Source organism: Prevotella melaninogenica (assembly GCF_018127925.1).
Lineage (GTDB): Bacteria > Bacteroidota > Bacteroidia > Bacteroidales > Bacteroidaceae > Prevotella > Prevotella melaninogenica_C.
The window spans coordinates 831,158-857,215 of the sequence record NZ_CP072348.1 but is presented as its reverse complement, the minus strand read 5'-3'; the positions used below and the strand labels follow the sequence as shown (position 1 = coordinate 857,215).

At 41.3% G+C, this 26,058-nt stretch carries 20 protein-coding genes; 15 read left to right on the top strand and 5 right to left on the bottom strand.

Going from position 1 to position 26,058, the window contains the following annotated elements; genetic code table 11:
• Positions 1-7 precede the first annotated feature (7 nt).
• The 13 genes from J4861_RS09055 to J4861_RS08995 all read left to right on the top strand — a co-directional run bounded on the left by J4861_RS09055 (position 8) and on the right by J4861_RS08995 (position 18,244).
• Positions 8-3,757 (top strand): DUF4922 domain-containing protein, encoded by a 3,750-nt coding sequence (locus tag J4861_RS09055; protein ID WP_211817693.1) that lies wholly within the window; start codon positions 8-10, stop codon positions 3,755-3,757.
• A gap of 11 nt (positions 3,758-3,768) precedes the next feature.
• On the top strand, positions 3,769-5,082 hold the full coding sequence (locus J4861_RS09050) for an MFS transporter (RefSeq protein ID WP_211817692.1): 1,314 nt from the start codon (positions 3,769-3,771) through the stop codon (positions 5,080-5,082).
• Between the two features lie 133 nt (positions 5,083-5,215).
• Entirely contained in the window at positions 5,216-6,115 is a 900-nt protein-coding gene (locus tag J4861_RS09045; protein ID WP_211817691.1) for a M48 family metallopeptidase, read from the top strand.
• A gap of 595 nt (positions 6,116-6,710) precedes the next feature.
• Positions 6,711-7,160: an NfeD family protein gene (locus J4861_RS09040; protein ID WP_211817690.1), complete on the top strand. Its 450-nt coding sequence runs from the start codon at positions 6,711-6,713 to the stop codon at positions 7,158-7,160.
• Positions 7,161-7,263: 103 nt separating this feature from the next.
• The gene (locus tag J4861_RS09035) at positions 7,264-8,211 is read left to right on the top strand and encodes an SPFH domain-containing protein (protein WP_204866454.1); all 948 of its coding nucleotides are present in this window, start codon (positions 7,264-7,266) and stop codon (positions 8,209-8,211) included.
• Between the two features lie 116 nt (positions 8,212-8,327).
• The gene (locus J4861_RS09030) at positions 8,328-9,452 is read left to right on the top strand and encodes a UDP-N-acetyl glucosamine 2-epimerase (RefSeq protein ID WP_211817689.1); all 1,125 of its coding nucleotides are present in this window, start codon (positions 8,328-8,330) and stop codon (positions 9,450-9,452) included.
• Positions 9,453-9,943: 491 nt separating this feature from the next.
• The gene (locus J4861_RS09025; RefSeq protein ID WP_211817688.1) at positions 9,944-11,308 is read left to right on the top strand and encodes an MATE family efflux transporter; all 1,365 of its coding nucleotides are present in this window, start codon (positions 9,944-9,946) and stop codon (positions 11,306-11,308) included.
• A complete protein-coding gene (locus tag J4861_RS09020) occupies positions 11,305-11,868 on the top strand; it encodes an AraC family transcriptional regulator (protein ID WP_211817687.1) in 564 nt (187 codons plus the stop codon). The genes J4861_RS09025 and J4861_RS09020 overlap by 4 nt, the downstream gene beginning before the upstream one ends.
• Before the next feature lie 730 nt (positions 11,869-12,598).
• Positions 12,599-12,832: a hypothetical protein gene (locus J4861_RS09015; RefSeq protein ID WP_346267021.1), complete on the top strand. Its 234-nt coding sequence runs from the start codon at positions 12,599-12,601 to the stop codon at positions 12,830-12,832.
• Positions 12,833-12,886: 54 nt separating this feature from the next.
• Entirely contained in the window at positions 12,887-14,470 is a 1,584-nt protein-coding gene (locus tag J4861_RS09010; RefSeq protein ID WP_211817686.1) for a hypothetical protein, read from the top strand.
• A 362-nt stretch (positions 14,471-14,832) separates the two neighbouring features.
• Positions 14,833-15,282 carry an HU family DNA-binding protein gene (locus J4861_RS09005; RefSeq protein ID WP_211817685.1) on the top strand — a complete coding sequence of 150 codons (450 nt, stop codon included), beginning with the start codon at positions 14,833-14,835 and terminating at the stop codon, positions 15,280-15,282.
• A 732-nt stretch (positions 15,283-16,014) separates the two neighbouring features.
• Positions 16,015-16,227 (top strand): heavy-metal-associated domain-containing protein, encoded by a 213-nt coding sequence (locus J4861_RS09000; RefSeq protein WP_004360533.1) that lies wholly within the window; start codon positions 16,015-16,017, stop codon positions 16,225-16,227.
• A gap of 97 nt (positions 16,228-16,324) precedes the next feature.
• A complete protein-coding gene (locus J4861_RS08995) occupies positions 16,325-18,244 on the top strand; it encodes a heavy metal translocating P-type ATPase (RefSeq protein ID WP_211817684.1) in 1,920 nt (639 codons plus the stop codon).
• Between the two features lie 102 nt (positions 18,245-18,346).
• On the opposite strand, the gene J4861_RS08990 is transcribed toward J4861_RS08995, so the two are convergent.
• Positions 18,347-19,216 carry a hypothetical protein gene (locus J4861_RS08990; RefSeq protein WP_211817683.1) on the bottom strand — a complete coding sequence of 290 codons (870 nt, stop codon included), beginning with the start codon at positions 19,214-19,216 and terminating at the stop codon, positions 18,347-18,349.
• 119 nt (positions 19,217-19,335) lie between these two features.
• Entirely contained in the window at positions 19,336-20,286 is a 951-nt protein-coding gene (locus tag J4861_RS08985) for an aldose epimerase family protein (RefSeq protein WP_211817682.1), read from the bottom strand.
• A 587-nt stretch (positions 20,287-20,873) separates the two neighbouring features.
• Here J4861_RS08985 and J4861_RS08980 point away from each other — a divergent pair.
• The gene (locus J4861_RS08980; RefSeq protein WP_211817681.1) at positions 20,874-21,938 is read left to right on the top strand and encodes a bifunctional 3-deoxy-7-phosphoheptulonate synthase/chorismate mutase type II; all 1,065 of its coding nucleotides are present in this window, start codon (positions 20,874-20,876) and stop codon (positions 21,936-21,938) included.
• Positions 21,939-22,115: 177 nt separating this feature from the next.
• Positions 22,116-23,090 carry an endonuclease/exonuclease/phosphatase family protein gene (locus J4861_RS08975; RefSeq protein ID WP_211817680.1) on the top strand — a complete coding sequence of 325 codons (975 nt, stop codon included), beginning with the start codon at positions 22,116-22,118 and terminating at the stop codon, positions 23,088-23,090.
• A gap of 493 nt (positions 23,091-23,583) precedes the next feature.
• Here J4861_RS08975 and J4861_RS08970 read toward each other — a convergent pair whose 3' ends face one another.
• From J4861_RS08970 to J4861_RS08960, 3 genes are all read right to left on the bottom strand, one after another.
• Entirely contained in the window at positions 23,584-24,366 is a 783-nt protein-coding gene (locus J4861_RS08970) for a DUF481 domain-containing protein (protein ID WP_211817679.1), read from the bottom strand.
• Between the two features lie 153 nt (positions 24,367-24,519).
• On the bottom strand, positions 24,520-24,945 hold the full coding sequence (locus J4861_RS08965; protein ID WP_211817678.1) for a hypothetical protein: 426 nt from the start codon (positions 24,943-24,945) through the stop codon (positions 24,520-24,522).
• 175 nt (positions 24,946-25,120) lie between these two features.
• Positions 25,121-25,987: a GYF domain-containing protein gene (locus J4861_RS08960; protein ID WP_211817677.1), complete on the bottom strand. Its 867-nt coding sequence runs from the start codon at positions 25,985-25,987 to the stop codon at positions 25,121-25,123.
• Positions 25,988-26,058: the final 71 nt, after the last annotated feature.

Sequence of the window (26,058 nt, the reverse complement as noted above, 5' to 3'; positions counted from 1 at the left end):
ATTTTAGATGGAAAAGAAGAAACAGATAGATTGCTTTCTACCATATAGCACAGCCGCAATGATACAGTCACTTGCTGCGCAGTTGCACGAGTCTGGTGTGGTGAAGAGTATATACACATTATCAGCCGATGTCCCACCTACTGAGGCATTGCCTCTGTACACCCATCACCTGCAGGCAGGCAGCTTGCTTTCTCTTGCTACTATGCGCCTTATTTCAACAACAGCAACAGCCGATTATGCCCTGCTTTATTTGAAGCAAGGTCCTGTCACGTTGGGCTATCATGCTTTGGATCGTATGCTGCAGGTGGCTGAGGAGACTGGTGCGGCAATGGTTTATGCTGACCATTACTCAGTTGAAGCTGGCAAGACGGTGAAGCATCCCGTTACAGACTATCAGTTGGGTAGCATCCGCGATGACTTCGATTTTGGTTCTGTTGTACTTCTCAAGACAGAGTACCTGAAGGAATATGTAGCGAGAGAGGTGGCAAAGAATTATCAGTTTGCTGGTTGGTACGACCTTCGTCTATTCTTAAGTCGTAAGGGAGAACTCTTCCATCTGAATGAATATCTCTATACGGAGGAGGAAGACGACCTACGTGCAAGTGGTGAGAAGCAGTTTGATTATGTGAATCCACGCAACCGTGAGGTACAGATTGAGATGGAGCAGGCTGCAACAGCACACCTGTCAGCTATCAATGCCTTGGTAGATACAACGCAATATGCACAGCCAGACTTCTCTGCTGAGGCTTTCCCTGTGGAGGCGTCAGTGGTGATTCCTGTCTTTAATCGTGAGAAGACAGTACGCGATGCGGTTGTATCAGCACTCTCACAGAAGACAGACTTCCCTTTTAATGTTATCGTTGTCGACAACCATTCGACAGACGGAACGACGGAGATCCTCTCTTCTTTGGCTGCTGATGAGCGTCTTGTGCATCTTGTCCCTACACGTACTGACCTCGGTATAGGTGGCTGTTGGAACTATGCTATTAATGATGTGCATTGCGGTTGCTTTGCTGTTCAGTTGGATAGTGATGACCTTTATTCTTCTGAAAATACTTTACAGACCATTGTCGATGCTTTCCACGAACAGAAAGCAGCGATGATAGTCGGCTCTTATCGTATGTGTGACTTTGAGCTTAACACCCTTCCACCAGGTTTGATTAGCCATAATGAGTGGACGGAGGATAATGGTTGTAACAACGCCCTACGTATTAATGGACTCGGTGCACCACGTGCTTTCTTTACTCCTTTGGTTCGTCAGCATCAGTTCCCTAACACAAGTTATGGTGAAGACTATGCGATGGGATTGGCTTTCAGTCGTCGTTTCCGTATCGGACGAATCTATGATGAACTTTATCTCTGCCGTCGTTGGGGTGGAAATAGTGATGCCGTACTGAGCATCGATAAGGTAAATGCCAACAATCATTATAAAGATCAGCTGCGTACAGTTGAGATTTTAGCACGTCAGAAACAGAATCAAGACAGAGAGAAAGGGCTAACTGATTTTTTTCATAACCAGCTGAACCAATGGCAAGACGTTGCAAAACGTTTTGAAGAGTTGAAGGGTGTGCAGACGCGTGAGGTGGGTTCAGCCCTTGCGCAATTCAATCCTGCACGCTTGGTGAGTACAGGAGCGAAGATTGATAAGGCTACGCTGGCTAAGCGTCCTTGCTTCCTTTGTGAAAAGAATCGCCCAGTAGAGCAGATTGTTCTGCCTTTTGGGAACGATTTCGATATCCTTGTCAATCCTTTCCCAATCCTTCCGGTACATTTTACGATACCTTCTCGTCATCATCAACAGCAGGCAATAGCGGATAATTACGTACAGATACATCGCTTGCTAAGAGCCTATCCGCAGCTGATGGTGTTCTATAATGGTCCGAAGTGTGGGGCGAGTGCTCCTGATCATCTCCACTTTCAGGCAGGAACAAGTGGTATTCTTCCTTTACAACGTGACTGGCAACGGCTTTATGAGACCTCTCTTCCGCTCTTAAAACTGAATGATACAGAGGGAATCTATGAGATAAAGGACTATATTTGCCTGGCTTTAGCTATCGTGAGTCATACAGAGAAGCACGATGTTGAGCTGTTTAGCCGTTTATATGAATCACTTCCAATGAAGGAAGATGAGACTGAGCCGATGATGAATATCGTGGCTTGGCGTAGTGGGGAGGCGTTTATTTCAGTCGTATTCCCACGTGAGAAGCATCGCCCTGATTGTTATTCTGCTGACGGAGAAGCACAGTGTCTGGTCAGTCCGGGTAGCTTGGATATGGCTGGATTGATGATATTGCCTCGTCAGAGCGACTTCGAAGGGATGACAGCAGAGCGTGCCAAGGCAATTTTACGTGAGGTTTCACTGTCAGATGAGGCAATGAAAGATGTTGTGAAACGGATTCGCAATAGGACAGTTGACCTCGCCTTTGATGATTGGAAGTACGAACCTATCGTTTCTGTAGGTATCGTTCGTGGCGACGAAATACGTTTCCAGCTGAATGGTACTTATACAATAGGAAACAAAGAAGTGACTGGTAAGCAGATTGTAAAGTTCCAAGACGGACAGATTCTTTGGGATTCTGCGGCTTATCAGGAACTTTGTTTTACTCCGCAAAATGATGATATATCCTTCACTTTGGAGGATGTTACTATCGGAGTAGACTTCCATTGGGAGCGTAAAGAGGCACAAACCTTCCTCGGAAAGCTACGTTTTGTTGTCGATGGAGATAAGCTTTGGGCTATTAATGAACTACCTGTAGAACGTTATCTTGCAAGTGTTATCTCAAGTGAGATGAGTGCTACCTCTTCATTAGAGCTTTTGAAGGCACACGCTGTCATCTCTCGCAGTTGGCTTTTGGTACAGATGAGAAGACGAAAAGCCATTGAACTGGGTATTCAGACAGCATCTGCACCAGTAAAAGTGTCGGATGAAGAGGGTGTTGTATGGTATGATAGCGATGCACATACCTTGTTTGATGTCTGTGCAGACGACCATTGTCAACGTTATCAGGGCATTACGAAGGCAACGAGTCCACATGTTGAAGAGGCAATAAAGGCTACCCGTGGACAGTTATTGATGAATGGAAAGGAAATTTGCGACGCTCGTTTCAGTAAGTGTTGCGGAGGTGTTTCGGAGGAATATGAATACTGTTGGGACAATACTCATAAGCCCTACCTACTCTCTGTAGTAGATAATGCACCTTTGGGAACAGCCCCTACGATTGATCTCACTGATGAGAAGGCGGCACAGGAGTGGATTCTGTCGTCTCCAGAGGCTTTCTGTAATACAAAGGATGCGGCAGTCTTGGGGCAGGTGCTTAATAACTACGATCAAGAAACACAAGACTTTTATCGCTGGACAGTAGACCTCACACAGTCAGAACTTGCTGAGCTAATCCGTCGTAAGAGTGGTCTTGATTTCGGAGAGATTATTGACCTCCAACCTTTAGAGCGTGGTAAGAGTGGTCGTATCACGCGTTTGAAGATTGTAGGGACAAAACTCACGCGTATTATCGGTAAGGAATTAGAGATAAGACGTACGTTAAGTGAGAGCCATCTCTACAGTTCTGCTTTCGTAGTAGAACGTAGTGAGGTCGTGAATGGTGTCCCACAGCACTTCCGTCTTATTGGCGCAGGGTGGGGACATGGTGTAGGCTTGTGTCAGATTGGTGCTGCTGTAATGGGCGAGAAAGGCTATCGATATGACGAAATCCTTCATCATTATTACCAGACAGCAGCTATTGAAGCACAATACAAATAACGCATACGAAGATGCACGAGGAGCAGAAGATAATCAATGGTATTCCTATTGTAGACCAGTGGCGTAGCTACTGGCTCTGGCTTCCTACGCTCTATTTGACACGTGGACTACCGTATGTTATCTTGTTGATGACTTCATTAGTCTATTTCAACAGAATGGGCTTGTCGAATGGTGCTATCACGCTGACGACATCGTGGTTAATACTGCCCTTTATCCTCCGACCTTTGTTAGGTAGATTGGTCGTTGGCTATTGGAGTAAGTATGCATGGGTAATTCTGACAGAGTTTGTTATGGCACTGAGTCTTGGTGGATTGGCGTTTATGGCATCATCTGTTGATTGGTTTGAGTGGACAGTCTTCTTCTTAATGATAATCGCAACGATGGCTGCCTTGCATGATGTGGCTATCGAAAGACTGTATAAGCGTGAAACGGCCTTGCATAATCGTCCTGCTTTTATTGGTACGCGTGCCATTTCTTATATGCTTTCTATCATTGTAGGAATGGCTATCCCTGTTACGATAGCAGGAAACTTAGAGGTCATTTATAGGACGGTAGCCCCTTCATGGGCAACTATTTTTAGGGTTCTGTCAGTCTTATTGACTTGTTTGATGCTACTTCATGCTATCATACTTCCCAAAGATAATATTCATGCGAACCTCCCTATATGGACAGGGGTGACACGTCAATGGTGGCATGATGTCAAGGCTGCCTTTGTCCGCCGTCCTCATTATGTGGCAAACTTGTGTTTCCTTTTTGCCTTTCTCATACCCGAAGGGATGTTTTTTAGAATAGCACCACTCTTCTTGATAGACCCAGGAAGTAATGCAGGATTGGCTCTTTCACCACAGGAGTTAGGATTAGTCTTGGGAACAGTGGGTACGTTTTCGTTAATTGGAGGCAGTGCCTTAGGAGCTAATTTGGTACGTCGTGATGGCTTGAAGCGTTGGTTATGGCTCTTTGTTATAGCTTTGACCTTGCCAAAGTTTGTCTTTGTTTATCTCAGTTATTACTTTGTTTCCACCTTATCGATTATCAATCTTTGTATGATTATCGAACAGTTTGGAACAGGTTTGGGATTAACAGTTTATGTTGTATGGCTCGCTCATTGTACAAAAGGGGAGCACTCCACATTTACTTATTCAATAGGTACGGCAATAACAGCCTTCTCGTTGGTGATGACAGGATGGTTTACAGGTTTCTTGCAGGAGTATGTGGGCTATCGTCTATTCTTCCTTCTTGTGGCAATGTTGGGTGTTATCAGTTTTATAGTGACCTACTTTCTCCCTGTGACAAAGGAGATAGGAAAACGGAAAAGGGTGATTTAAATCCATTTAAAACGACGGTTCTGATGTTTTGTTTTCAGCCGTTAACCTTTATAAAAAAGTCATGATTTTATTTGTACCTCACGAAAAATGTTGTACTTTCGCAAATAGATAGTTATAAAAAACAGTAAATAAAATGAAGATTAAGTATTTCTTAATGGCAGCTGTTGTCGCTTTGATGACAGCCTGTGGTACGGCTTCTAAAGTTCCATTAACGGGTCGTACACATCGTATCAGTATTTCTGATGCGCAGCTTCTTAGCCTCAGTAATCAGGAATATACAAAATTTATGGCATCAGCAAAACGTTCTACTGATGCAAAGAATACTGCTATGGTTCAGCGTGTAGGTCGCAACCTTGCAAATGCGGTGGAGACTTACTTACGTAATAATGGTTATGCTAATGAGATTAATAACTTCAAGTGGGAGTTTAATCTTGTTCAAGACAAGCAGGCTAACGCTTTTTGTATGCCTGGAGGTAAGATTGTTGTATACGAAGGATTATTACCTTACACACAGAACGAGGCAAGTCTGGCAATCGTTTTAGGTCATGAGATTGCGCATGCTGTGGCTAAGCACAGTGCTGAGCAGATTACAAAGCAGATGAATCAGCAGATGGGAACCAGCATTTTGGGTACTGTCTTAAACTCTGCTGTTGGTAGTGGAGTGGGTGATATCGCTTCACAAGTGGCTGGAGGATACTTCTCCTTCCGTAATTTGAAGTATAGTCGTGACAACGAGAGTGAAGCAGATTATATGGGACTTATCTTTGCTGCGATGGCTGGTTATGACCCTGCGAATGCCGTAACATTCTGGCAACGAATGGCTGCAGCAACGAATAGTAGCCGTTCTGAGATTCTGAGCGACCACCCTTCAGATGCTCGTCGTATTGAGAATATCAAGAAGTGGCTGCCAGAAGCAGAGAAATATTATCGTGGTCGTGGCTCTAATAGTGTTTCTTCTACGGGATATTCACAGTCATCAAGAACATTGCATATAGGTGGTTCTTCGTCTTCTAAACGTTCAAACAGACGTTGATAATTTGAACGACCATCATTTTATGATACCTTATTACGGCTATTTGCTTTTTAAAGAACGAAGGCACATAGCCGTAATTTTTATATAGTCAATACTATTTGATAAAAAATGTAATGACATTCTTTAGCATATGAAATTTCTATCAAATAGACTTAGTCGTTTTAGGCTCCGAAAAGTAATATTCTTCTGACCGAACAAGTCGTGCTGTTTTATGCTTGAAAAACGCCTTTTAAACAATCGATTAACCCTACTTTGGTAATATATTATAAGCTGATGAGTACTCCGCACCATTGGTGCTAAGCACTAACACGATATGTGCTAAGCATCAGCACGTCATGTGCTAAGCACAAATACGTTGGTCGGATATCTGTAGATACGAGCACAATGGTCATCTTCAAGAATATTAAAAGCCACTAACGGCTAATTTATGCGAAATGTTTATTAGGCGTTATGATTCGTATTATATTGTCATCTTGCAAAGAAATACTTTTCTGATAGTGGTAAGTAGCTGTTATAGTGTTATTTTTTCATTGAAAGATTTGATAGAATCATCTTTTTTTATTATCTTTACAAGCGAATTTAAACCTTTATAGCTATGATGGATTATCTGATACAAAACCTGTGGTTAACATGGTTGTTAGTGGGTCTTGTTTGTCTGATTTTAGAGATGATGAACGGAGATCTCTACATTATGTGCTTTGCAATAGGTAGTTTCTGTGCTTCACTTGCTTCTGCATTCACAGATAATATTGTTGTTCAAGTTATTGTGTTTGTAGTCTTCTCGGTATTGAGTATATTCTTAGTACGACCGATTGCGCTCAAATATCTTCATCAAGGTGCGGATAAAAGATTAAGTAATGCTGAAGCATTGATTGGTCGTGAGGGAAAGGTAACAGATACGATTGAGGCTGGTGGATACGGCAGAGTAAAGGTAGACGGTGACTCATGGAAGGCGCAGTCTATTGATGGAATGGAAATAGATTCAGGTGCTGCTGTGCGTATTTTACGACTTGACTCTATTATCGCAACGGTAGAACGTTGTTAAAGAGTAATCTGAAAATAATTAAATAACAAATAATAACCTTCGGTTTCTTGTCCCATTAAGATAACAAAATACTTGGGGTGGGGAATTAAAAACTTTAATGCTTATGGATATAATAGCTTATGTGCTGATTGCATTAGTTGTGTTAGCACTCGTTTTTGCTAAGATGTCAATCGTGATTATCTCACAGAGTGAGACAAAGATTATCGAACGTCTTGGTAAGTATTATGCAACCCTTCAACCAGGTATCAATATTATTATTCCTTTTATTGACCATGCAAAGGATATTGTGGCATTGCGTGCAGGACGTTATACTTATACAAATTCAATTGACTTGCGTGAGCAGGTGTATGACTTTGATCGCCAGAATGTGATTACAAAGGATAATATTCAGATGCAGATAAATGCACTGCTTTATTTCCAAATCATCGATCCATTCAAGGCTGTGTATGAGATTAATAACTTGCCAAATGCTATTGAGAAGTTGACACAGACTACACTTCGTAATATCATTGGTGAGATGGAACTTGACCAGACATTGACTTCTCGTGATACGATTAATACTAAATTGCGTGCCGTTCTTGATGATGCTACAAACAAGTGGGGTATCAAGGTGAATCGCGTTGAACTTCAGGATATTACTCCTCCAGCAAGTGTTTCTGAGGCAATGGAGAAGCAGATGCAGGCTGAACGTAACAAACGAGCAACTATTCTTACCAGTGAAGGACAGAAGCAGTCGGCTATTCTCCAGTCTGAAGGTGAGAAACAGGCTGCTATCAACCGAGCTGAAGCTAACAAACAGCAGCAGATTTTGATTGCAGAAGGTGAGGCACAAGCTCGCATTCGTAAGGCTGAAGCTGAGGCTATTGCCATTCAGAAGATTACAGATGCTGTTGGTCAGAGTACGAATCCTGCAAACTATCTTATTGCACAGAAGTACATTCAGATGCTTACAGAACTCGCACAGAATAACAATCAGAAGACTGTTTACCTGCCATTTGAGGCAAGTAATCTCATGGGTTCTATCGGTGGGATTAAGGATATGTTTAAGTAATGCTTCTTTTAAGCATCGCTTTTGCTGCGAATAATTAAATATAAACACTAAAATAGATGACTACTCCGTAAGCTTCTCTTGCTATAAAGGAACTTACGGAGTGGGTCTTTGAAGAAATGAAAAAACTTTGTATCTTTTGTGGTGCACGTCCTAACTTTATAAAGGTAGCACCAATCATCAGGGTAATCAATAGACTTTCTGAGGAGAATAGTTCTCATAAGGTTTCTTATTCATTGGTTTATGCAGGTAGTGAGAATGATCCTACACTCGAAGATCAGCTCTTTGATAATCTCTCTATTCGCAGACCAGATGTTTATCTTGGTGTTGAATGTGAGAACTTGAATGAACTTACAGGTCAGGTGATGTCTAAGTTTGAGAAGTATCTACAAGAGAATCCATCTGATGTGGTTATCGTTGTGGACGATCTTGCTTCTACAATGGCAGCCGCTATTGTGACAAAGAAGCAGGCAATCACCCTTGCACATATTGCAGCTGGTACTCGTTCGTTTGATATTACGATGCCTAAGGAAATCAATCGCTTGGTAATTGACGGTCTTTCAGACATACTCTTTACAGCGGGATTTAGTAACAACAGCATTGCTAATAAGGAAGGTGCAGAACTCTCGAAGGTTTATATGGTGGGTAATATTCTCATTGATAATATTCGCTATGACCGTGAGCGAATTGAAGGAATGAAACTTTCTGATATCGATGAGTTGGCTGGCTTACCTTTGAAAGAGGGTAACTACCTTGTCTTCACATTGAACCGTAAGGCTTTGTTGGCAGACCAAGACAATCTTGAACGAATGTTACACGTGTTGAGTGAGACAGCTGGCGATATGCCTATTATTGCTCCTCTCCGTGATTCAGCAGTGCAGGTTATCATGGCACTCAGTTTGAAGAAGAATATCAAACTCCATAACCTCCATATCGTAAAACCATTGGGTTATCTTGAATTTGCTTATCTTACAGCTCATGCTAAGGGTATCATTACTGACTCAGGTAATGTTGCAGAGGAAGCAACATTCAATGGTGTGCCATGTATTACGCTTAATAGCTATACAGAACACATTGAAACAGCAAAGGTAGGTTCTAATGTTTTGGTTGGTGAAGACCCAGAGTTGCTCCGTTCGGCATTATCTGATATGGTGGTAGGAACATGGAAGAAGTGTGGTGTTCCAGAGCGTTGGGATGGGCGTTCAGCTGAACGTGTTGTTCAAATCCTACTCGAACGTCATTAATTTTCATTTATATGAGAGTGGTTTTAACGCTCCTAATGTAGGGACAGATATCCTTGTTGTTCGCTATCATTATAGAATAGTCGGACAATAGAGGATATCTGTCCTTATTGTTTCTATAGGATAGAAGTTCAAAAGACTAAATGTTGCTTTTATGTATGGAGTATTAAGTAATTAGGTTAGTAAGAGATTGTGCGGTAATTAGTGCTTAGCACCATTGGTGTTTACCATCAGCACGATATGTGCGGAGTACTAACACGTCGGCTGAAGGTGGGAGGATAGGGATGTTATGGTTATCATCACGAATATAGTATGACGTTAATGATGAATATATTATGATGTTAATGCTTACCTAATATTGGAGTTGTTTGCCAGGCATATGTATTTCTTAATCCAAGAATTCCTCCTTTCCAGTAATCATAATTATGAATTGTGAATTATGAATTCTGAATTATTTAGTACCTTTGCATAAGTCTTTTAAATAGCAAAAGTTTATGCACGAACATATAGATAACTATACTTATCTTACGCAAGCACCAGTTCATCGTGTCATTATCACGATGGCGATACCGACTATCATCTCCATGCTTGTGACAGGATTATACAATATTGCCGATACGTTTTTTGTTGGTAAGATTGATACACAAGCCACAGCAGCAGTAGGTGTTGTGTTTTCTCTGATGTTCTTTGTGCAGGCAATGGGCTTTTTCTTTGGGCATGGTTCGGGTAATTATATCTCTCGTGAGTTAGGAGCACGTCGTCATGAAAATGCGATAAAGATGGCATCAACAGGCTTTTTTAGTTCGTTTCTTGTTGGAGTAATTGTTCTTATCCTTGGCGAAATATTCCTCACTCCACTCTCCTTGATGCTTGGAAGTACACCTACCATTCTCCCTTACACGGAAGAATATATGCAAGTCATCCTACTTGGTGCACCTTTCTTGACCTCATCACTTACCTTGAACAATCAGATGCGACTGCAAGGAAATGCTAAGTTTGCTATGTTTGGAATCGTTACGGGAGCTATATTGAATGTGGTTCTTGACCCTATACTGATTTTTACGTGCGGTATGGGTGTTAGCGGAGCAGCGTGGGCAACAGTGATAGGACAGGCAGTGTCCTTCGTTATTCTTTTCTTAATGACGCGCAGAGGAGAGAATATAGCCATTCATTTTCGTAATTTCTCACCTTCATTACAGCATTATAAGGAGATATTCTATGGTGGCAGTCCTTCCATGATGAGGCAGGGATTGGCTTGTATAGCAACTATGTCATTAAACTTAGCAGCAGGTGCTTATGGCGACTCAGCTATTGCAGCGATGAGTATCGTTGGACGTATTGCAATGCTTTCCTTTGCTGTTGTCATCGGATTGGGACAGGGATTTCAGCCAGTCTGTGGCTTCTGCTATGGTGCAGGGTTATATGATAGATTAAAGGAAGCCTACAGGTTTACTGTAATAATTGGTACGAGCTTTCTTATAGTAATATGTATTATTGGCTGGATCATTAGTGGCAGTCTTATTGGAGTTTTCCGTGATGACCCGAAAGTGATTGCGATTGGAGTCGTAGCCTTACGTTGGCAGCTATGTGCCTTCCCTCTCAACTCCTTAATCTTGGCAAGTAATATGCTTGCACAGACTTGTCGTAAACCATGGCGTGCGAACATTTTGGCAGCAGCCCGACAAGGTTTGTTCTTTATTCCGCTAATATTTATTCTTCCATCTTATTTTGGACTGTTAGGTGTTGAGATGTGTCAAGCCGTCAGTGACGTGCTCTCTTTCACGCTTACAGTACCTATTGTTATTTACACCTTCCGTGAGTTTACACGTGAAGCAGAAGAAAGGAAAGCATCTGTATGAGTACACTTTATATTAAAAATATGGTTTGTGATCGCTGTAAAATGGCTGTTAGTCAAACTTTGCAGCAGCTTAATCTACACCCGACAAAGGTTGAATTAGGTGAAGTTAGTATTGAGGAAGACCCTTCTTCTGTCCAACTTTCTACCCTTCGTACAGCCCTTAAAGAGCTTGGTTTCGAACTTCTTGACGACCGTCGTCAGCAAACCATCGATCACATCAAGTCTGCTTTAATCAGACTTGTACATTACCATGATAATCAGAGTTCAACCAATCTTAGCGATTATCTTTCATCTGAACTTCGTCAGGACTATAGTGCGCTTTCAAAACTCTTCTCTGAGGTCGAAGGAAAGACTATCGAAAGATATTATATTGAGTTGCGTATAGAGCGCGTGAAAGAGTTTATTCGTTATGATGAGTTGACCTTGACGCAGATTGCTCTTCGTATGAATTACTCTTCTGTGGCTTATCTTTCCAGCCAGTTTAAGTCTGTAACCGGCATGACGCCCAGTCAATTCAAGGGGATGAAAGATAATCTTCGCACGTCCTTAGATAAACTTTAGCGATTCTTTTACTCTGCTTTTATATTATCCTCTCTCTTGTTCTCCTGTTACTTTGCCCCCTGTTTCCCTGCCTTCTGTTTCTCCTGTTACTCTGTCTTTCTCTTACCCTGTCCCCAGTTTCTCTGTCCTTTTTTTATTTAATTTATATATTTCTTTGGGTTTTTCTTGTCAGTTCTAAAAAGATGTTATACCTTTGCGGTCGTGATGAGATTATTAACGACATATCCGACGACTATAGCGCAGCAAAGAAACTTTGATTTCTTTGCCTTTTTTAGTGCTTTATATTTGGTAGTTTCAGATATTTTGCTAACACACACACACACACACACACACAGGCGCTACTAACGTCTAAGCCAACATTTTTCGTTTTATCCTACGCGCGCGCGAAGCGTGGCGTAACGCTTGTAAACAAAGGACTTCTCGGAGTTTCCTTTGTTCGCTTTTTTGTGCCCGTTTGCGAGCTGTCAAGAAAGCAAAATAAGGACGTTTTAAGCACTGAAATTACCGTAACAAATAATTGTAATTCTCTGATAATAGTTTGTTTTATCTCGTTGATTTTTCGGGCAGGCAGCAGTGATATGCTGCCTGCCTTTTAGAGGAAGAGAGGTAAGACAAGGAAGAAAAGGAGGATCACAAGCAACATCAAGATAAGAAAAAAAGCGACTTACAAATATTCAGAAATCATTAATTCATTAGATTTATTTTATGAACCATTAAAATTAAGAAAGCAATGAGAAAGAAACAAGAAAAGAAGGTTTATTCTGCACCATGTTGCATGATAATCCAAGTGAATGAAACGACTTATCTCATGGATACGTCCTTCCCGAGCCAGCACAAGAAGGCAACCCACGCCAGCGGTCCTTCAGCCCCAGCAAAGTCTTTCAGCTTATGGAATGATGAGCACTTTGAGGAGGGTAGCAACGAGGAAGCTAACAATGACAGCTCTTCATCATGGGACGACTAATTTCTAAAGCGATTAATTAACAAAAAACAGAAAACGAACAAAGAAAAAAGAAAGATGAAAAAGACAATGAAACAATATTCATTCGCATCGCAACTAAAGTCTTTGGCTGTCGTGTTCGGCATCGCCTTGACTTTCGCATCTTGTGCTAAGGAAGATGTGGCGCAAAACCCAACTAACAAAGAGGGTGATAACGACAAGAACCTAACGACCTTCGTCGCAGGGGGCGAGGCAAAAACGCGCACGTCACTGAATTATAATAGCGGTGACTTCTATTGGGAAGCAGGCGATTATATCTACGTAAAGGACGACGACGGCGTATTGCAGAAGAGCACGAACGCTCCAGACCAAAAGGTGGCTGCTTTTAAGTATATGGTTCCTGGCAAGTTTAGCGCAAGTAGCAGTTATAAAGTTTATTACTTGGGCAAGAACAGCAGCGGCAACTCAGTAAGTATCTCAACCGCTCAGAGCCAAACAGCTCCAGACAATACTGCGCACTTTGGCACAGCAGGCGATTACGGTACTGCAACTGCAAATAAGGTGACAGGCAAAAATCAGTTTGCGTTCGAATTGGAGCATCAGCCAGCTTACTTGGTTTTCCAGCCTTACACAAGTAACACTATTCTGCAAAGCTGTTACTTAACAAAGGTGGAGGTAAGTTCCGACAACGATATCGCTGAGACCTACACCGTCAACGCAACAACGGGTGCTTTAGACGCTTCCACAGTAACAAACGGCAAACAGATAATCTTAACCACAAGCGGTAGCAGCAGCAATCCAAACGGTTTCCCATTGACCAACAGCGCAGCCAGCGTAACAACTAACGGAGCTTATATGGTGATTAAGCCAGGCACTCATACCTTAAAGGTACGTTACTGGGTAAAGGACGTTGCAACAAATGTGGAGGGCACCATAACTAAGATATATCCATCCACAGCATACGCTTCGAACACTTACTACGATATGACTGCCGACCTCAACGTACGCGATTACGACGGTGACCATTATTACATGTGGGACGCACAAGAACAGTACTGGAAGGGGCATGAATGGAACCTTGGTGGCAGTCAGCCAACGCTGACGACTCAGTCTGCCAGCAGCGACTACCCCCAGAGCAGTGGCGACGCTAACAATCGTTGGTACAACACAAGTTTCCCAGGTTACGGCATAAGCAATCCCGCTACTCACACATCTTGCAAAGACCTTCCAAATGTTAACGAGATGACGTGGTACGCAAAAGAAGGCGATCCTCGTTGGGATGGAGACGAACTATGGACAACAATGGGTCATTTATATAAAGGCGGCATGTGGTTTAAGAAGAAGGCATACATAATCGGTTACAACAGCAATACCGCTGTTGACAATACTGATTGGCGAACAACTGGCAGAGATCAAAGCTGGTTTGTATCTCAGACTCTTCCCTCTGCCGCTGACGCAGGCAACTACTTCTACCTGCCCGCCTTGGGTTACTACGACTCTGGTCAGCTGTACTACGTTGGCAACTCCGGCTACTATTGGTTGTCAAGTGCTCACCCACAGAGCACCAACCGCTCCGCGTACACTCTGTACTTCTACCGTAGTCGCGTCTACGTGACCGGCAACTACCGCTACAACGGGTTCAGGGCAGAGGCGTTTCAGTAGTCCTCGCGATTAACTTTTATAATGGGATAAAGGAGGATAAGAGATAAGAGAAAATCTAACAGGTTGCAAGAAAATTTCTAACCTGTTAGAAATTTACGGGGAACGTGTTAGCAAGAAATTTCTAACAGGTTAGAAATTTTCTTCCGACCCGTTAGAAATTTTACTCTGACCTAATATGCGTTTTAAACCTCCGCATCGTGCGGATTTTCCAAGCTTTGCGGAGGTTTTTATTTCTTTTGAATAGTGAATAAATACGCTTTTACTTAAGCAAATTATGCTCGGTATAAGAAACGAAACTAATGAAAGACGTGTTGCTGCGAATGCAGCAGAAGTAAGTAATAACTAATAAAATTTTAAACACAATGAAGATCAAATTGATTGAAAGAAGAAAACCAGGCACCAAGACAGGTCCTGGAAAGTTTTATGCAAGTCCTGTGAACGTGGGGAAGAAGACCTTGCGGGATATTGCGCATGACATTGCGGGGCGTTCTTCGCTGACACGTGGTGATATCGAAAACGTGCTGGCAAACTTTATGGATTGTCTGCCTCATTACCTCCGCGATGGCTTTAGCGTGCAGTTAGGAGAATTTGGCACAATGCGCCTGACACTTTCAAGCGAGGGGGCTGCAACGGAAAAGGCTTTTAAGACCGAGACGATTAAGCCGCGCGTGGTCTTTACGCCAGGAAGAGAATTAAAGAGTGAACTGTCTGTAAACTCTTACGATTCGGTGAGAAAGACAGAAGAGGCAGGGAAAGACAAGAAGAAAAAGGAAAAGAAAGAAGAAAATGGGCCTGTGCCAGACACCGTCTAACCCTCACTGAACGCGAAAGTATTTATACGCCTAATTGAAAAGAACAGATTTGAAAACAAATTCGGTTTTGAAAGATTCTGAATTAATGATTTTTTTTCATGTTTTAGAGATATGCCCTTGATGTGATATCAATAGCAATAACTTGGTAATTTAATTTTCGTTTTCTTGCCCCTGTCACCATTTTTGGTGTAATGGGGCAAGTTTTTTTGATCTTCAGCAATTTGGAGTGATACCTTTTGAGATTAGAACTTTGAAGAAAGGTCACACAGAGCAAAGGAGAACACGGAGGTTTTATATAACAGCAATCGTTAGGCACAGAGGCATCATTGGTGCATGGAGAAACAGAGGATATTTGCGAGTTTTATTTATGTTTTGTCTACTTCATTACGAAGCAGTAGTTTGCAAGATTTCTTAAAACGTTTTTTATCAAAGCTATCAGCAATATGTACACTATATCTCTGTCGCTCTTTGTGCCTTTGGCACCTCCGTGATATTTTCTTTTATGCTTTCATCTCCGTGCCCTCCCCCCCCTGTGTGCCTTTTATATTTAGTAGGCCTACTTTATCACTCCAAATTCCTGAAGAACCAACATTATTTTAGGAAAACACATGAAAAGTTATAATCTTTATCCATAATTCTGTAAGGCTTGATAGATAATATATGTGTAACTTTGCAAACGATAAGAAGAAAATAGAATAGTAATCACATAATATTAATAGAAAGGAAAGACTTATGAAAAAGAATGTTTATGCAGTAAGCGGTATGAAGTGTGTACATTGTAAGGCAAATGTTGAGAACGCCTTAAAAGCACTCAATGGTGTTGTGTCTGCTGAAGCTAATCTTGAAGATGCTAATGTCACAGTAGAATATGACGAAAGTAAGGTTAATCCTTCTGAAATCAAGGAAGCTGTAGACAACAGTGGACGCTATGAGCTGAGTTTGTAACAGCTTATTTATACTCTAAAGAGCATATTTTTATGCTCTTTTCATTTGTAGAATCCTTTCCCTTCGCTGGTAAGGGGAAGATAAAAATAGTATCATTATGAAACAGACAATTCCAGTTATAGGTATGGCTTGTTCCTCCTGTTCAGCCAATATAGAGAAGAAGTTGAATACACTCAAGGGTGTTAATTCTGCTTCTGTTTCGCTACCTGGTCGTTCAGCCTTGATTGATTTCAATCCTCAGGTAATCTCACTTGAGAAGATGAAGGCTGAAATTAATGCGCTCGGATATGATTTAGTGATTGATAAGGAAACGTCGGTAGACGAGATAGAGAAGCGTGAGTATGTACTCTTAAAGCGTAAGACGGTGTTGTCATGGTTGTTTTCAATAGCTGTGATGTGTGTGTCTATGCGATGGATAGACTTAGGTTCTCGTGATATTGCTAATCAGGTTGCATTATTGATAGCCTTGGCAAACATGCTTTATTGCGGTCGCCAGTTCTATGTATCATCGTTTAGACAGTTGCTTCATGGCAGTGCAAACATGGATACATTGGTGGCTTTATCTACGGGAATCGCCTTTCTGTTCAGTACGTTTAATACGTTTTGGGGAGACGCCGTATGGATGAGTAGGGGAGTTGTATGGCACACCTACTTTGATGCTTCAGTAATGATTATCACCTTCGTGTTGACTGGTAGGCTGTTGGAAGAGAAAGCCAAAGACGGTACAGCATCCTCTATTCGTCAGATGATGGGTATGGCTCCGAAGACAGCACATATCGTTGATGGCGACAAGATAGAGGAGGTTCCAATCTCAACCATTGAGGTTGGGGATGTTTTGGAGGTTCGTCCCGGTGAGAAGGTACCTGTGGATGGTGATGTGATATGGGCAGAAAGCTTTATGACAGCTGATGCAGCCTACGTCGATGAAAGTATGATAACGGGCGAACCTACGCCTGCGGAGAAGAAAAAAGGCGCAAAGGTGTTGGCAGGAACGATACCGAGTCAGGGTAAGTTTCGTATGCGTGCTTGTCAAGTTGGTGAAGATACAGCCTTAGCACATATTATTCGAATGGTGCAAGAAGCACAAGGTTCAAAAGCACCTGTACAACGAATTGTGGATAAGGCAGCCTTAGTATTCGTCCCAGTAGTAGCTTGTATTGCTCTTGCTACCTTCCTTTTGTGGTGGTTGATAGGAGGGAATAGTGCTTTACCACAGGCTATTATGTCAGCTGTTGCCGTCTTAGTCATTGCTTGTCCATGTGCAATGGGATTGGCAACACCGACAGCTCTGATGGTTGGTATTGGCAAAGCTGCTCAGAAACAAATACTCATTAAGGATGCTGCAGCCTTAGAGAGTCTGCGCAAGGTAGATGTGTTGGTGACCGATAAGACAGGTACATTGACCATTCCGAATAAGAACATCGATTTTACAAAGGCTGATAACCTTCCTTTTGAAGAGCGTGAAACATTAAAACCTAATGCTCGTGAGGCTATGGATGAGCTACAGAAGAAGGGGATTGAGGTCTATATGATGAGTGGAGATAAGGACGAGGCGGCTCGTTATTGGGCTGAAAAGGCTGGTATAAAACACTATCATAGTAAGGTGTTACCACAAGATAAGGAGAATCTTGTTAGACAGCTGCAAGCCGAAGGGAAGCGAGTAGCAATGGTAGGTGACGGTATTAACGATACACAAGCCTTGGCTTTGGCAGATGTAAGTATTGCTATTGGTAAGGGAACGGACGTAGCTATGGATGTAGCACAGGTGACACTCATGGGAGATGACTTGTCTGCAATCCCAGAAGCAATACAGTTGAGTCGCAATACAGTACGTATGATTTGGGAGAATCTCTTCTGGGCTTTCATCTATAACATTGTTTGTATCCCATTAGCAGCAGGTTTGCTTTATGCTTTTGGCATTGATTGGCAGATTACTCCATCATTGGCAAGTGCGCTGATGGCATTCTCCAGTGTTAGTGTTGTACTTAACAGTCTTCGCTTACGGTGGATGAAATAATATGAATTTAGTATTATAAAAAATAGAGTTTACTAATTACTTGTTCAGCAATGTGCTGTAGTAATTGTAAACTCTATTTCCTTATGTAAACCTGTTGACTGTTCATCTTACAGGATAATCGTATCGATTGGTATTATAGAAACCATTACGTTGAGAAGGGAGGCGGTCAAACTCTACGCTAACAGAAATTGAATTCTGATTGTTTGAGCCCCATTGATAGGTCACACCACCACCAATTCTATCCATGTAGCGACTAACCCCGGTACCGTAAGCCCAAGCCATTGGTCCATATCCGTATCCCATTGAAGCATAACCATAGCCGAAAGGTGAATAGCCAAAGCCACCATAGCCAGCCCAATAAGGTGAACCGTAACCTCCGTAGCCAAAGGCATCTCCGAAGTTGTTAGATGTGAAAGCTTTCTGCACGAAGGCGTATGCACTCCAATGTTCATTGAACTGATATCCGAAGACAGCATTGACACCACCCACGAAGTAGTTATCACCACGATAGGTAAGATGGTTTACATATCCACCCACAGCCAAAGTAGCCTTCTTCGAGAGGTTTGTTACATACATCAATGATACATCTTGTGAGAAACCTGCACCATGATTGTCTCCGTGTCCAAAGCTTGCAAAAGCCGATGCACCAAGGTTGATGTTCAATCCTTTATGTAATCTCCATGCTCCAACACCATACCCCCAAGCCGGATAATAGAAATCATTTGGTGTAACTGTTTGTCCGTTCTCTGTAATGAGTGGTAGGTTGTTATCTATCTGTGCCTGTTGTGCACGGTCTTCAGCCAATCGTCTGGCATACTCCTTCTCAGCCTCTGTGGCTTCGCGTGGGCCTTGTAGACGTGCTGATTCTATAGGTTCCACAGTGGAAGTACTTCCATTGTGGTCTCCTTTTGTATTCTGTGCATACAATGGTATACAGAGAATAGCCGCTATTATGAAACTATATTTCCTCATTTGCTTGCAAATATAAATATTTGACAGTCAACTGCCAAGGATTTTAAAGATAATTAGTGCTTTTTCAAACTGGGGATATTATCGCACGAGTAGTTCAGAAGTTCTTAATACTTATCCTTTTACTTGGTGCGCATAATTAGTGGAGGATCAGTTGTGAAGAAGAATACTGTAGCCCCATGGAAGACCTGACCAGGATGCAATTCGTTACTTACTTTCTCCATACCACTATTATATCCAGCATGAATTGGCTGTAATGAGATACCGCAACTCTCCTTACCATATGTGTTAATATTGAGTGTTGGTTCACTTGAATAGACCGTCATAGCACGTCCACTTTGTGCATCAAAGAGAATTGCTGCCGCCTTCTGCATGTTATCGGGGTGTCGCAACTGATAGGCGATGTCATATCCTTTACTCGTACTCTTGATACGCTCACCAATTTCTCTTGGTTTTGTAAAGTCGAATGGTGTGTTCTTTATACGTTGAAGTACACCTGTCAACTGTCTTTGAGCGTTGTAGGTGTTTATCTGAACAGCATCAACCCAAAGGTGTTGTTTGAGGATAGAGCGGTGCATCTCTCCTGATAAGTTGAAACAAATACCATTTGTTACTTCCAACTTTGTTTCAGCTGTTGTTGCAATACGATAGTCTACATCAAGGGCGTTTTGGTCAGATAGGGTGTAAGTAACTGTGGCGTTTAACTTTCCATCTAATCCATTCTCTCCTTGTGAAGTCACATATCGCAGCGTAACCGATTGGTTGTCAGAACTAACAAGTTCCCACATCTTGCCTGATAGTGTCTCCTCACTATTCTTGCCAAAGTAGATGAGCGTAGCACCTAAGGTTCTATCTTTCAGATACTCCTCCTTATTGGTATATCCCTTTACGACAGGCTCCAACCTACCATTCCAGTTGTGGGCAGTAAGCGAGACAAGGCGAGCACCATAGTTACTGATAACTGCCTCCATACCGTTTCCGTTCACAAGTCGGATTTGTACCTGCTCTTGTGCGTGTGAACAGAGAACAACGCTAAGCATTGCTACTGTCAGTATTGCATATAACTGCTTCATAGGTTTCTTTATATGTTTATGCAAAGATAGTACCAGCGAGTGCAATGAAAGTTTACTTTTGTATTGCCGAGTGCAGTCTATCTTATGCAAAGATAGTACCAGCGAGTGCAATGAAAGTTTACTTTTATATTGCCGAGTGCAGTCTATCTTATGCAAAGATAGTAAAAAAGATGATATGTTACTCAGAATTTCTTTATTTTAATAGAAGAGTATAACGTATTTTAGTGATAGAATTCATCTTATAAGTTAGTTGTTAGCGTTTTTCAGTCTTTAATTCATATTCTTTTTGATTCTTTTTTGCTATATTCTATTATGGTGTTAATGCCCCGCACATATCGTGTTGTTGGTAAGCACCAATGGTGTTGAGGGTAAGCACAAGATATGATGAGCGTTTAGTGCCTTGAAGTATGTTGTAGAGAGACGTATGGTCGTCGTCATATGCGTATATCCCTACGTCTAAAAGCCGAGCTAATGATGAAAGCACGCGACCGAATTGCATCTTTAGAATGGTAAAATAAGGTTTTATGCATGATTTGTATTACCTTTGGGGAACAATTAAGTAAATAAGGAATAAAAGATATATGATTATGGAATTAGAGTTAGAGCCTTTGCGACTTCCGAGCGATAAAGAACGTCCGTTAGTGATTGCAGGGCCTTGTTCGGCAGAAACAGAAGAACAGGTGATGTCTACGGCACGTAATCTTGCAGCCAAGGGGTGCCATATCTTCCGTGCTGGTGTATGGAAACCACGTACGAAACCGGGTGGTTTTGAGGGTAATGGAGAGATGGCTTTACCATGGATGCAGCGTGTAAAGGAAGAGACTGGTATGATGATTTCAACCGAGGTGGCGACACCTGAGCATGTTGAAGTGGCTCTGAAATATGGTATGGATATTCTTTGGGTAGGTGCAAGAACATCTGCTAACCCCTTTGCTATGCAGGCTTTGGCTGATGCTTTGCAAGGAATAGATATCCCTGTATTGGTAAAGAACCCTGTCAATCCTGATCTTGAACTGTGGATTGGTGCACTTCAAAGACTTAATCAAGCCGGCTTGAAACGTTTAGGAGTTATTCATCGAGGTTTCTCAAGCTATGAAAAGAAAATTTATCGAAATACCCCTATGTGGCAGATTCCTATAGAGTTGCGTAGAAGAATACCAGGACTTCCTATAATCTGTGACCCAAGTCATATTGGTGGTCGTCGCGATTTGATAGCACCACTATGTCAGCAAGCTATGGACTTAGGCTTTGATGGTTTGATAGTAGAGAGTCATTGTACTCCAGAGAAGGCGTGGAGCGATGCAGAACAGCAGGTAACTCCTGATATTCTTGATTATATTCTGTCCCTTTTGGTAGTGCGTGATCATGCCTCTACAACTGAAGGATTAAGATTTCTTCGTGCGCAAATAGACGAAATTGACAACTCCTTAATGGGACTTCTTGCCAAGCGTTTCCGCATTTGTCGTGAGATAGGAGCCTTTAAAAAAGAGCATAATATGACCATTCTTCAAGCTGGTAGATATAGCGAAATCCTCGAGAAGCGTGGCGCGCAAGCAAGTCTTTGCGGTATGGATGCCAACTTTGCAGCCCAGGTCTTTGAGCTAATACATGAGGAGAGTGTACGTCAGCAGTTGGAGGTTGTGAATAAGTAGGGTGCTGTGTAGTGAGTGTAGATGAATAGTGAGAAGGAGGTTATTATGGTTTTATGTAGATATTGATGAAAAGGATACTGCTGACATGAAGGCGTATCAGACTAAAATACGTAATCATGTGGCAAGTGACATTGAAATAAAGAAATAATAACTTACTTATCTATAAACCTGAAACTTATGCGTATATTGTTAACTTTTTTCTTCTTGTTGAGTTCTTTTTTATCAGTAGCTCAAAGTCGTTTGACGATTGTCGAACTCAATACCGAGAATTTGTTTGATACTCGACACGATACTTTGAAGAATGATCATGAGTTCTTACCTGACTCTCCTCGCCATTGGACACGTACGAAGTATTGGCAAAAACTGAATAGAATAGGGCAGACAATCATTGCTTGTGGCGAAGACAGTAGTGGTTGGATACTGCCAGATATTGTAGGTTTATGCGAGGTAGAGAACGATAGTGTACTCTTTGACCTTACTCGTCGATCTTTGTTGCGTAAGGCTCGTTATGAATATGTGATGACAGCTTCGAATGATGCACGTGGTATAGATGTGGCGTTATTGTATTCTCCTTTTTCCTTCCGATTGATAAAAGCCGATACGATACGAGTCATACCCATGAAGGAAATGCGCCCAACTCGAGATATTCTACATGTAGAAGGTGAAATAGAAAGCGGTGATACGCTACACGTTTTCCTCCTTCATGCACCAAGTCGAATGGGTGGTGAACTTTATTCTCGTCCTTTTAGAATGCACGTAATGGAGCGATTGTGTAGTGCTATAGACTCTCTTCGTAGTGCGTATACAGACCCGAAACTGTTAGTGATGGGCGACTTTAATGATTATGCAGATAGTCCTTCGCTACAACTTGCGTATGAATATGGATTGATTAATATATCTGCGGGAGTGCACGGACGTAATGGGGCGAAAGGAACTTATCGTTATCATGGAGAATGGGGAAGTCTGGACCAGATACTCGTAAGTGTAAACCTGCGTTCGTGGGTAACAGATTGCCGTATCAATGATGCACCGTTTCTATTAGAAGAAGATACAAAATACGGCGGAGTAAAGCCCCGCCGTAATTATAATGGTATGCGTTTTAATAATGGATTTAGCGACCATCTTCCACTTGTTCTGCGTCTTCAATATTAAAATATACATATCTTTTGTAAAAGGTTTTCATGCTGTTCAGAGCCAATATATGCTCTTTTGGCTTCTAAAAGACGCTTAATTGACTTGCAATAGGTGCCCTTTAAGACCCTTATTAACGCCCTTTTGAAGTCCAATTAAGCACCTTCTATTTTGCTGCTTTATAACTAATTGATTTCCTTATGGTTACAAGCCTGACTTTTATATGTGTTTTTACCGTTATTTATGGATGACTTATTTGGATTTATGTAATGATTTTTCAAATCCTTGTCTGTTGTTTTCAAAGTCTTAAAACAAAAAGTTTTTTAATGTCAAAGGATGATAATAGGATAGATAGATGACAGTTTTAGCCATATTTTGTTTAGTGAGTAACTTCGTTTCTTCCATTAAAGCAATACGAAAAGCGTCCGCATATTTAACGGAAGAACCATATTTTATAGCAAAAAAAGATGCAAAAAAGTATTGCCTTATTACTAATTTATTACAGTTGTACTACTTAGAAGGATACACTAAGCCCCGCCTCTACGCTTGTATAAGTCTTTCTAATTGGTACAATTGGTGCTGTGTCGTAGATAACACGATAAGCACCATTAATTCCAATCTTTGGTGTAATGTTATACCTTAGGTCTGCTGCACCACCGAATCGTGCTTCCTTAAAGTAACTATCTGGCTTCGCCTGATGAATAGCTGTGGTTGTTAGTTCCCAGTGTTCGCCTAAATGCTGTTTGAAACTTACTGATAGGTGACTTTTTATGCTACGACTATAAACATGTGATGGGGCTGCATTAGGAGTTGGATCTTCCCATTTCTCAAATTCATAGAACATACCCGCTGATGCAAACATAAGATACTTTTCTTTGTTTATAATCCTATAGCGTGATAGTAATCCTGTTGAAATCTTGTATTCCATTCCACGACTTTCTGCCCATTGTGACTCAGCATAAGGGTAAACCTCAAAAGCATGGCTGAGTAGATAACGATATTCAACGTGTACAAATCCACCACTTACCGTTACTTTCTTGCCGTAAGTGGAAAACTCCAACTTGTTTATTAAGTTGATAACACGCTTGTGCTTTATTAAGAGGTTGAGATTAGCGGTATTCTTGAGTGTGAGAATATTTTCCTTTTCTGTCTTAAAATCCAGTACAGGTAAAAGAGTTCCTTGTATCGTCTTTGTACTATCTATGTCCATTGTAAGATTCTCAGAAAAGAGCATTTGTGAGTATATTGGGAGATGAGCCAAGAGTACTAATAGCGATAGAAGTATTTTCTTTTTCATTATATAATAGTTTTTAAAGAGAATAAAATGATGGTTTTTCGTAATAAGTATTAGTTATAAAGTAGAGAAGTATAGCTGTCAAGATAACTGATATATATAAGAGAGGACGCACAAAGTGTGCGTCCTTTATTCTCGATAATATTTTTGACGATATTAATTGTTATTATTAACAAACTTGATGCGTTTGTTACAGTCATCAATCTTTGCCTGAAGCTTAGCAATCTTTCTTTCCATCTTGCTTAAAGTCTTCTGACTCTTAGCCAACTTCTTGTTGATAGACTTAGCTTCCTTCAGACGCTTGATAGTGGTCTTTGCATCCTTAACAGTGCTTGATGCGTTGGTTGTGCTGAATTCTGTTGTTGCTATATTTGCTTCAACATTGATGTCAGCAGCTTTCTTGTTGAGTTCGACATTGTTTGCCTTCTCTTTTTCGTAATCTAACTGCAGTTTGTTTAACTCTGTAGTCATCTTGAGCACCTTCCGCTGTTCTTTCAGAGTGTCAATCTTTTCATTATTAAAAGAAGAGGCACAAGATACAAAAAACAACGTTATTAATCCTAAAAAAAATAATTTCTTCATACTTGTATTCTATTTAAATTAATTGTGCAAATGTATATAAAATATTGTTTACATGCAAAAGATAATATGTAAAACCTTTCCTTTTATGTAGAAATATTGTTTTTTAACAACTATCTTTTGCGTTATTATCCATCTATAAGTCAGTTCTCTTGTTATCTGAGAGTCCAATCTTTACTTAGATAGAGTCAGCTTCCAAAGTCTTTTTCTTACTTGATTTTGAGGGTTGATTATCTAAACCGATTTCATCAAGAAGACCGTCCATAGCACTTCCTAATAGTCCTTCGATAGCTGAGGCTGCAGGGGCAATAATATTTTCCTGCAACATCTTCTGTGCTTTCTTCTTAAGTTGTTCCTTCATGTTGATTTCTTCCTTCTTGTAATACAGCTCTGCAGCTTCCCGAAGGTCATCTTCATCTACAGTAAAGATATGCCCGAAGACACCTAAAGATACGATATGATCTTTGCCATCATAGTGTACCTTACCTAATGAACATACAACATAGTTATCGACAGTGACGAGGTTATCAACAGCTGTTTCAATCACCTTACCAGCAAAGGCATTGCTGACTGTTTTGAAAGCATTATCGATGAAGGTGTTGCCTGTAAGATTATCGTTGTCATTTACAGCATCGTTCACAGTCGTGGTGATAACGGTAGAGAGGACCTCCTTGTGTTGTTCTGTCTTTGGACAAGTAACAACCATGACTGCAACCAAGATGATAAGTGTGAGCAAAATACCGATAAGACAACCAGCGTGACTCTTCTTCTTAGGTGCTGGTTGTGATTGCTGAACGGCTTCTTGTTGTGCTGTTGGTATGATAGGTCTTGCCTCAACAAAAGGTATCTCTTCTGTTTTCTCTGTCTTATTGATAGATTCTTTGCTCTCAAAGAGTGTGCGGAGTTCTTCTATCTGGTTGGCAGGAACCCATTCTACACCATCTGTTGGCATAACCAATGACGTTTCATCCAACTTACGTTCGGCTAATTCGTTGAGGCTATAAGGACCTCTCTTTTCTTCATTAATCTTGATATAGTATTCCATTCTTATCTTTATTTTATGGTAAAGGGGAAGAATCCTCTTATTTAGGTATCTATTAATCACTCTACCAGTTT

Bases quoted from the DNA above. Each gene is read 5' to 3' on its own strand.
- J4861_RS09055 (WP_211817693.1), top strand. From the start codon at position 8: ATGGAAAAGAAGAAACAGATAGATTGCTTTCTACCATATAGCACAGCC.
- J4861_RS09050 (WP_211817692.1), top strand. From the start codon at position 3,769: ATGCACGAGGAGCAGAAGATAATCAATGGTATTCCTATTGTAGACCAG.
- J4861_RS09045 (WP_211817691.1), top strand. From the start codon at position 5,216: ATGAAGATTAAGTATTTCTTAATGGCAGCTGTTGTCGCTTTGATGACA.
- J4861_RS09040 (WP_211817690.1), top strand. From the start codon at position 6,711: ATGATGGATTATCTGATACAAAACCTGTGGTTAACATGGTTGTTAGTG.
- J4861_RS09035 (WP_204866454.1), top strand. From the start codon at position 7,264: ATGGATATAATAGCTTATGTGCTGATTGCATTAGTTGTGTTAGCACTC.
- J4861_RS09030 (WP_211817689.1), top strand. From the start codon at position 8,328: ATGAAAAAACTTTGTATCTTTTGTGGTGCACGTCCTAACTTTATAAAG.
- J4861_RS09025 (WP_211817688.1), top strand. From the start codon at position 9,944: ATGCACGAACATATAGATAACTATACTTATCTTACGCAAGCACCAGTT.
- J4861_RS09020 (WP_211817687.1), top strand. From the start codon at position 11,305: ATGAGTACACTTTATATTAAAAATATGGTTTGTGATCGCTGTAAAATG.
- J4861_RS09015 (WP_346267021.1), top strand. From the start codon at position 12,599: ATGAGAAAGAAACAAGAAAAGAAGGTTTATTCTGCACCATGTTGCATG.
- J4861_RS09010 (WP_211817686.1), top strand. From the start codon at position 12,887: ATGAAAAAGACAATGAAACAATATTCATTCGCATCGCAACTAAAGTCT.
- J4861_RS09005 (WP_211817685.1), top strand. From the start codon at position 14,833: ATGAAGATCAAATTGATTGAAAGAAGAAAACCAGGCACCAAGACAGGT.
- J4861_RS09000 (WP_004360533.1), top strand. From the start codon at position 16,015: ATGAAAAAGAATGTTTATGCAGTAAGCGGTATGAAGTGTGTACATTGT.
- J4861_RS08995 (WP_211817684.1), top strand. From the start codon at position 16,325: ATGAAACAGACAATTCCAGTTATAGGTATGGCTTGTTCCTCCTGTTCA.
- J4861_RS08990 (WP_211817683.1), bottom strand. From the start codon at position 19,216: ATGAGGAAATATAGTTTCATAATAGCGGCTATTCTCTGTATACCATTG.
- J4861_RS08985 (WP_211817682.1), bottom strand. From the start codon at position 20,286: ATGAAGCAGTTATATGCAATACTGACAGTAGCAATGCTTAGCGTTGTT.
- J4861_RS08980 (WP_211817681.1), top strand. From the start codon at position 20,874: ATGGAATTAGAGTTAGAGCCTTTGCGACTTCCGAGCGATAAAGAACGT.
- J4861_RS08975 (WP_211817680.1), top strand. From the start codon at position 22,116: ATGCGTATATTGTTAACTTTTTTCTTCTTGTTGAGTTCTTTTTTATCA.
- J4861_RS08970 (WP_211817679.1), bottom strand. From the start codon at position 24,366: ATGAAAAAGAAAATACTTCTATCGCTATTAGTACTCTTGGCTCATCTC.
- J4861_RS08965 (WP_211817678.1), bottom strand. From the start codon at position 24,945: ATGAAGAAATTATTTTTTTTAGGATTAATAACGTTGTTTTTTGTATCT.
- J4861_RS08960 (WP_211817677.1), bottom strand. From the start codon at position 25,987: ATGGAATACTATATCAAGATTAATGAAGAAAAGAGAGGTCCTTATAGC.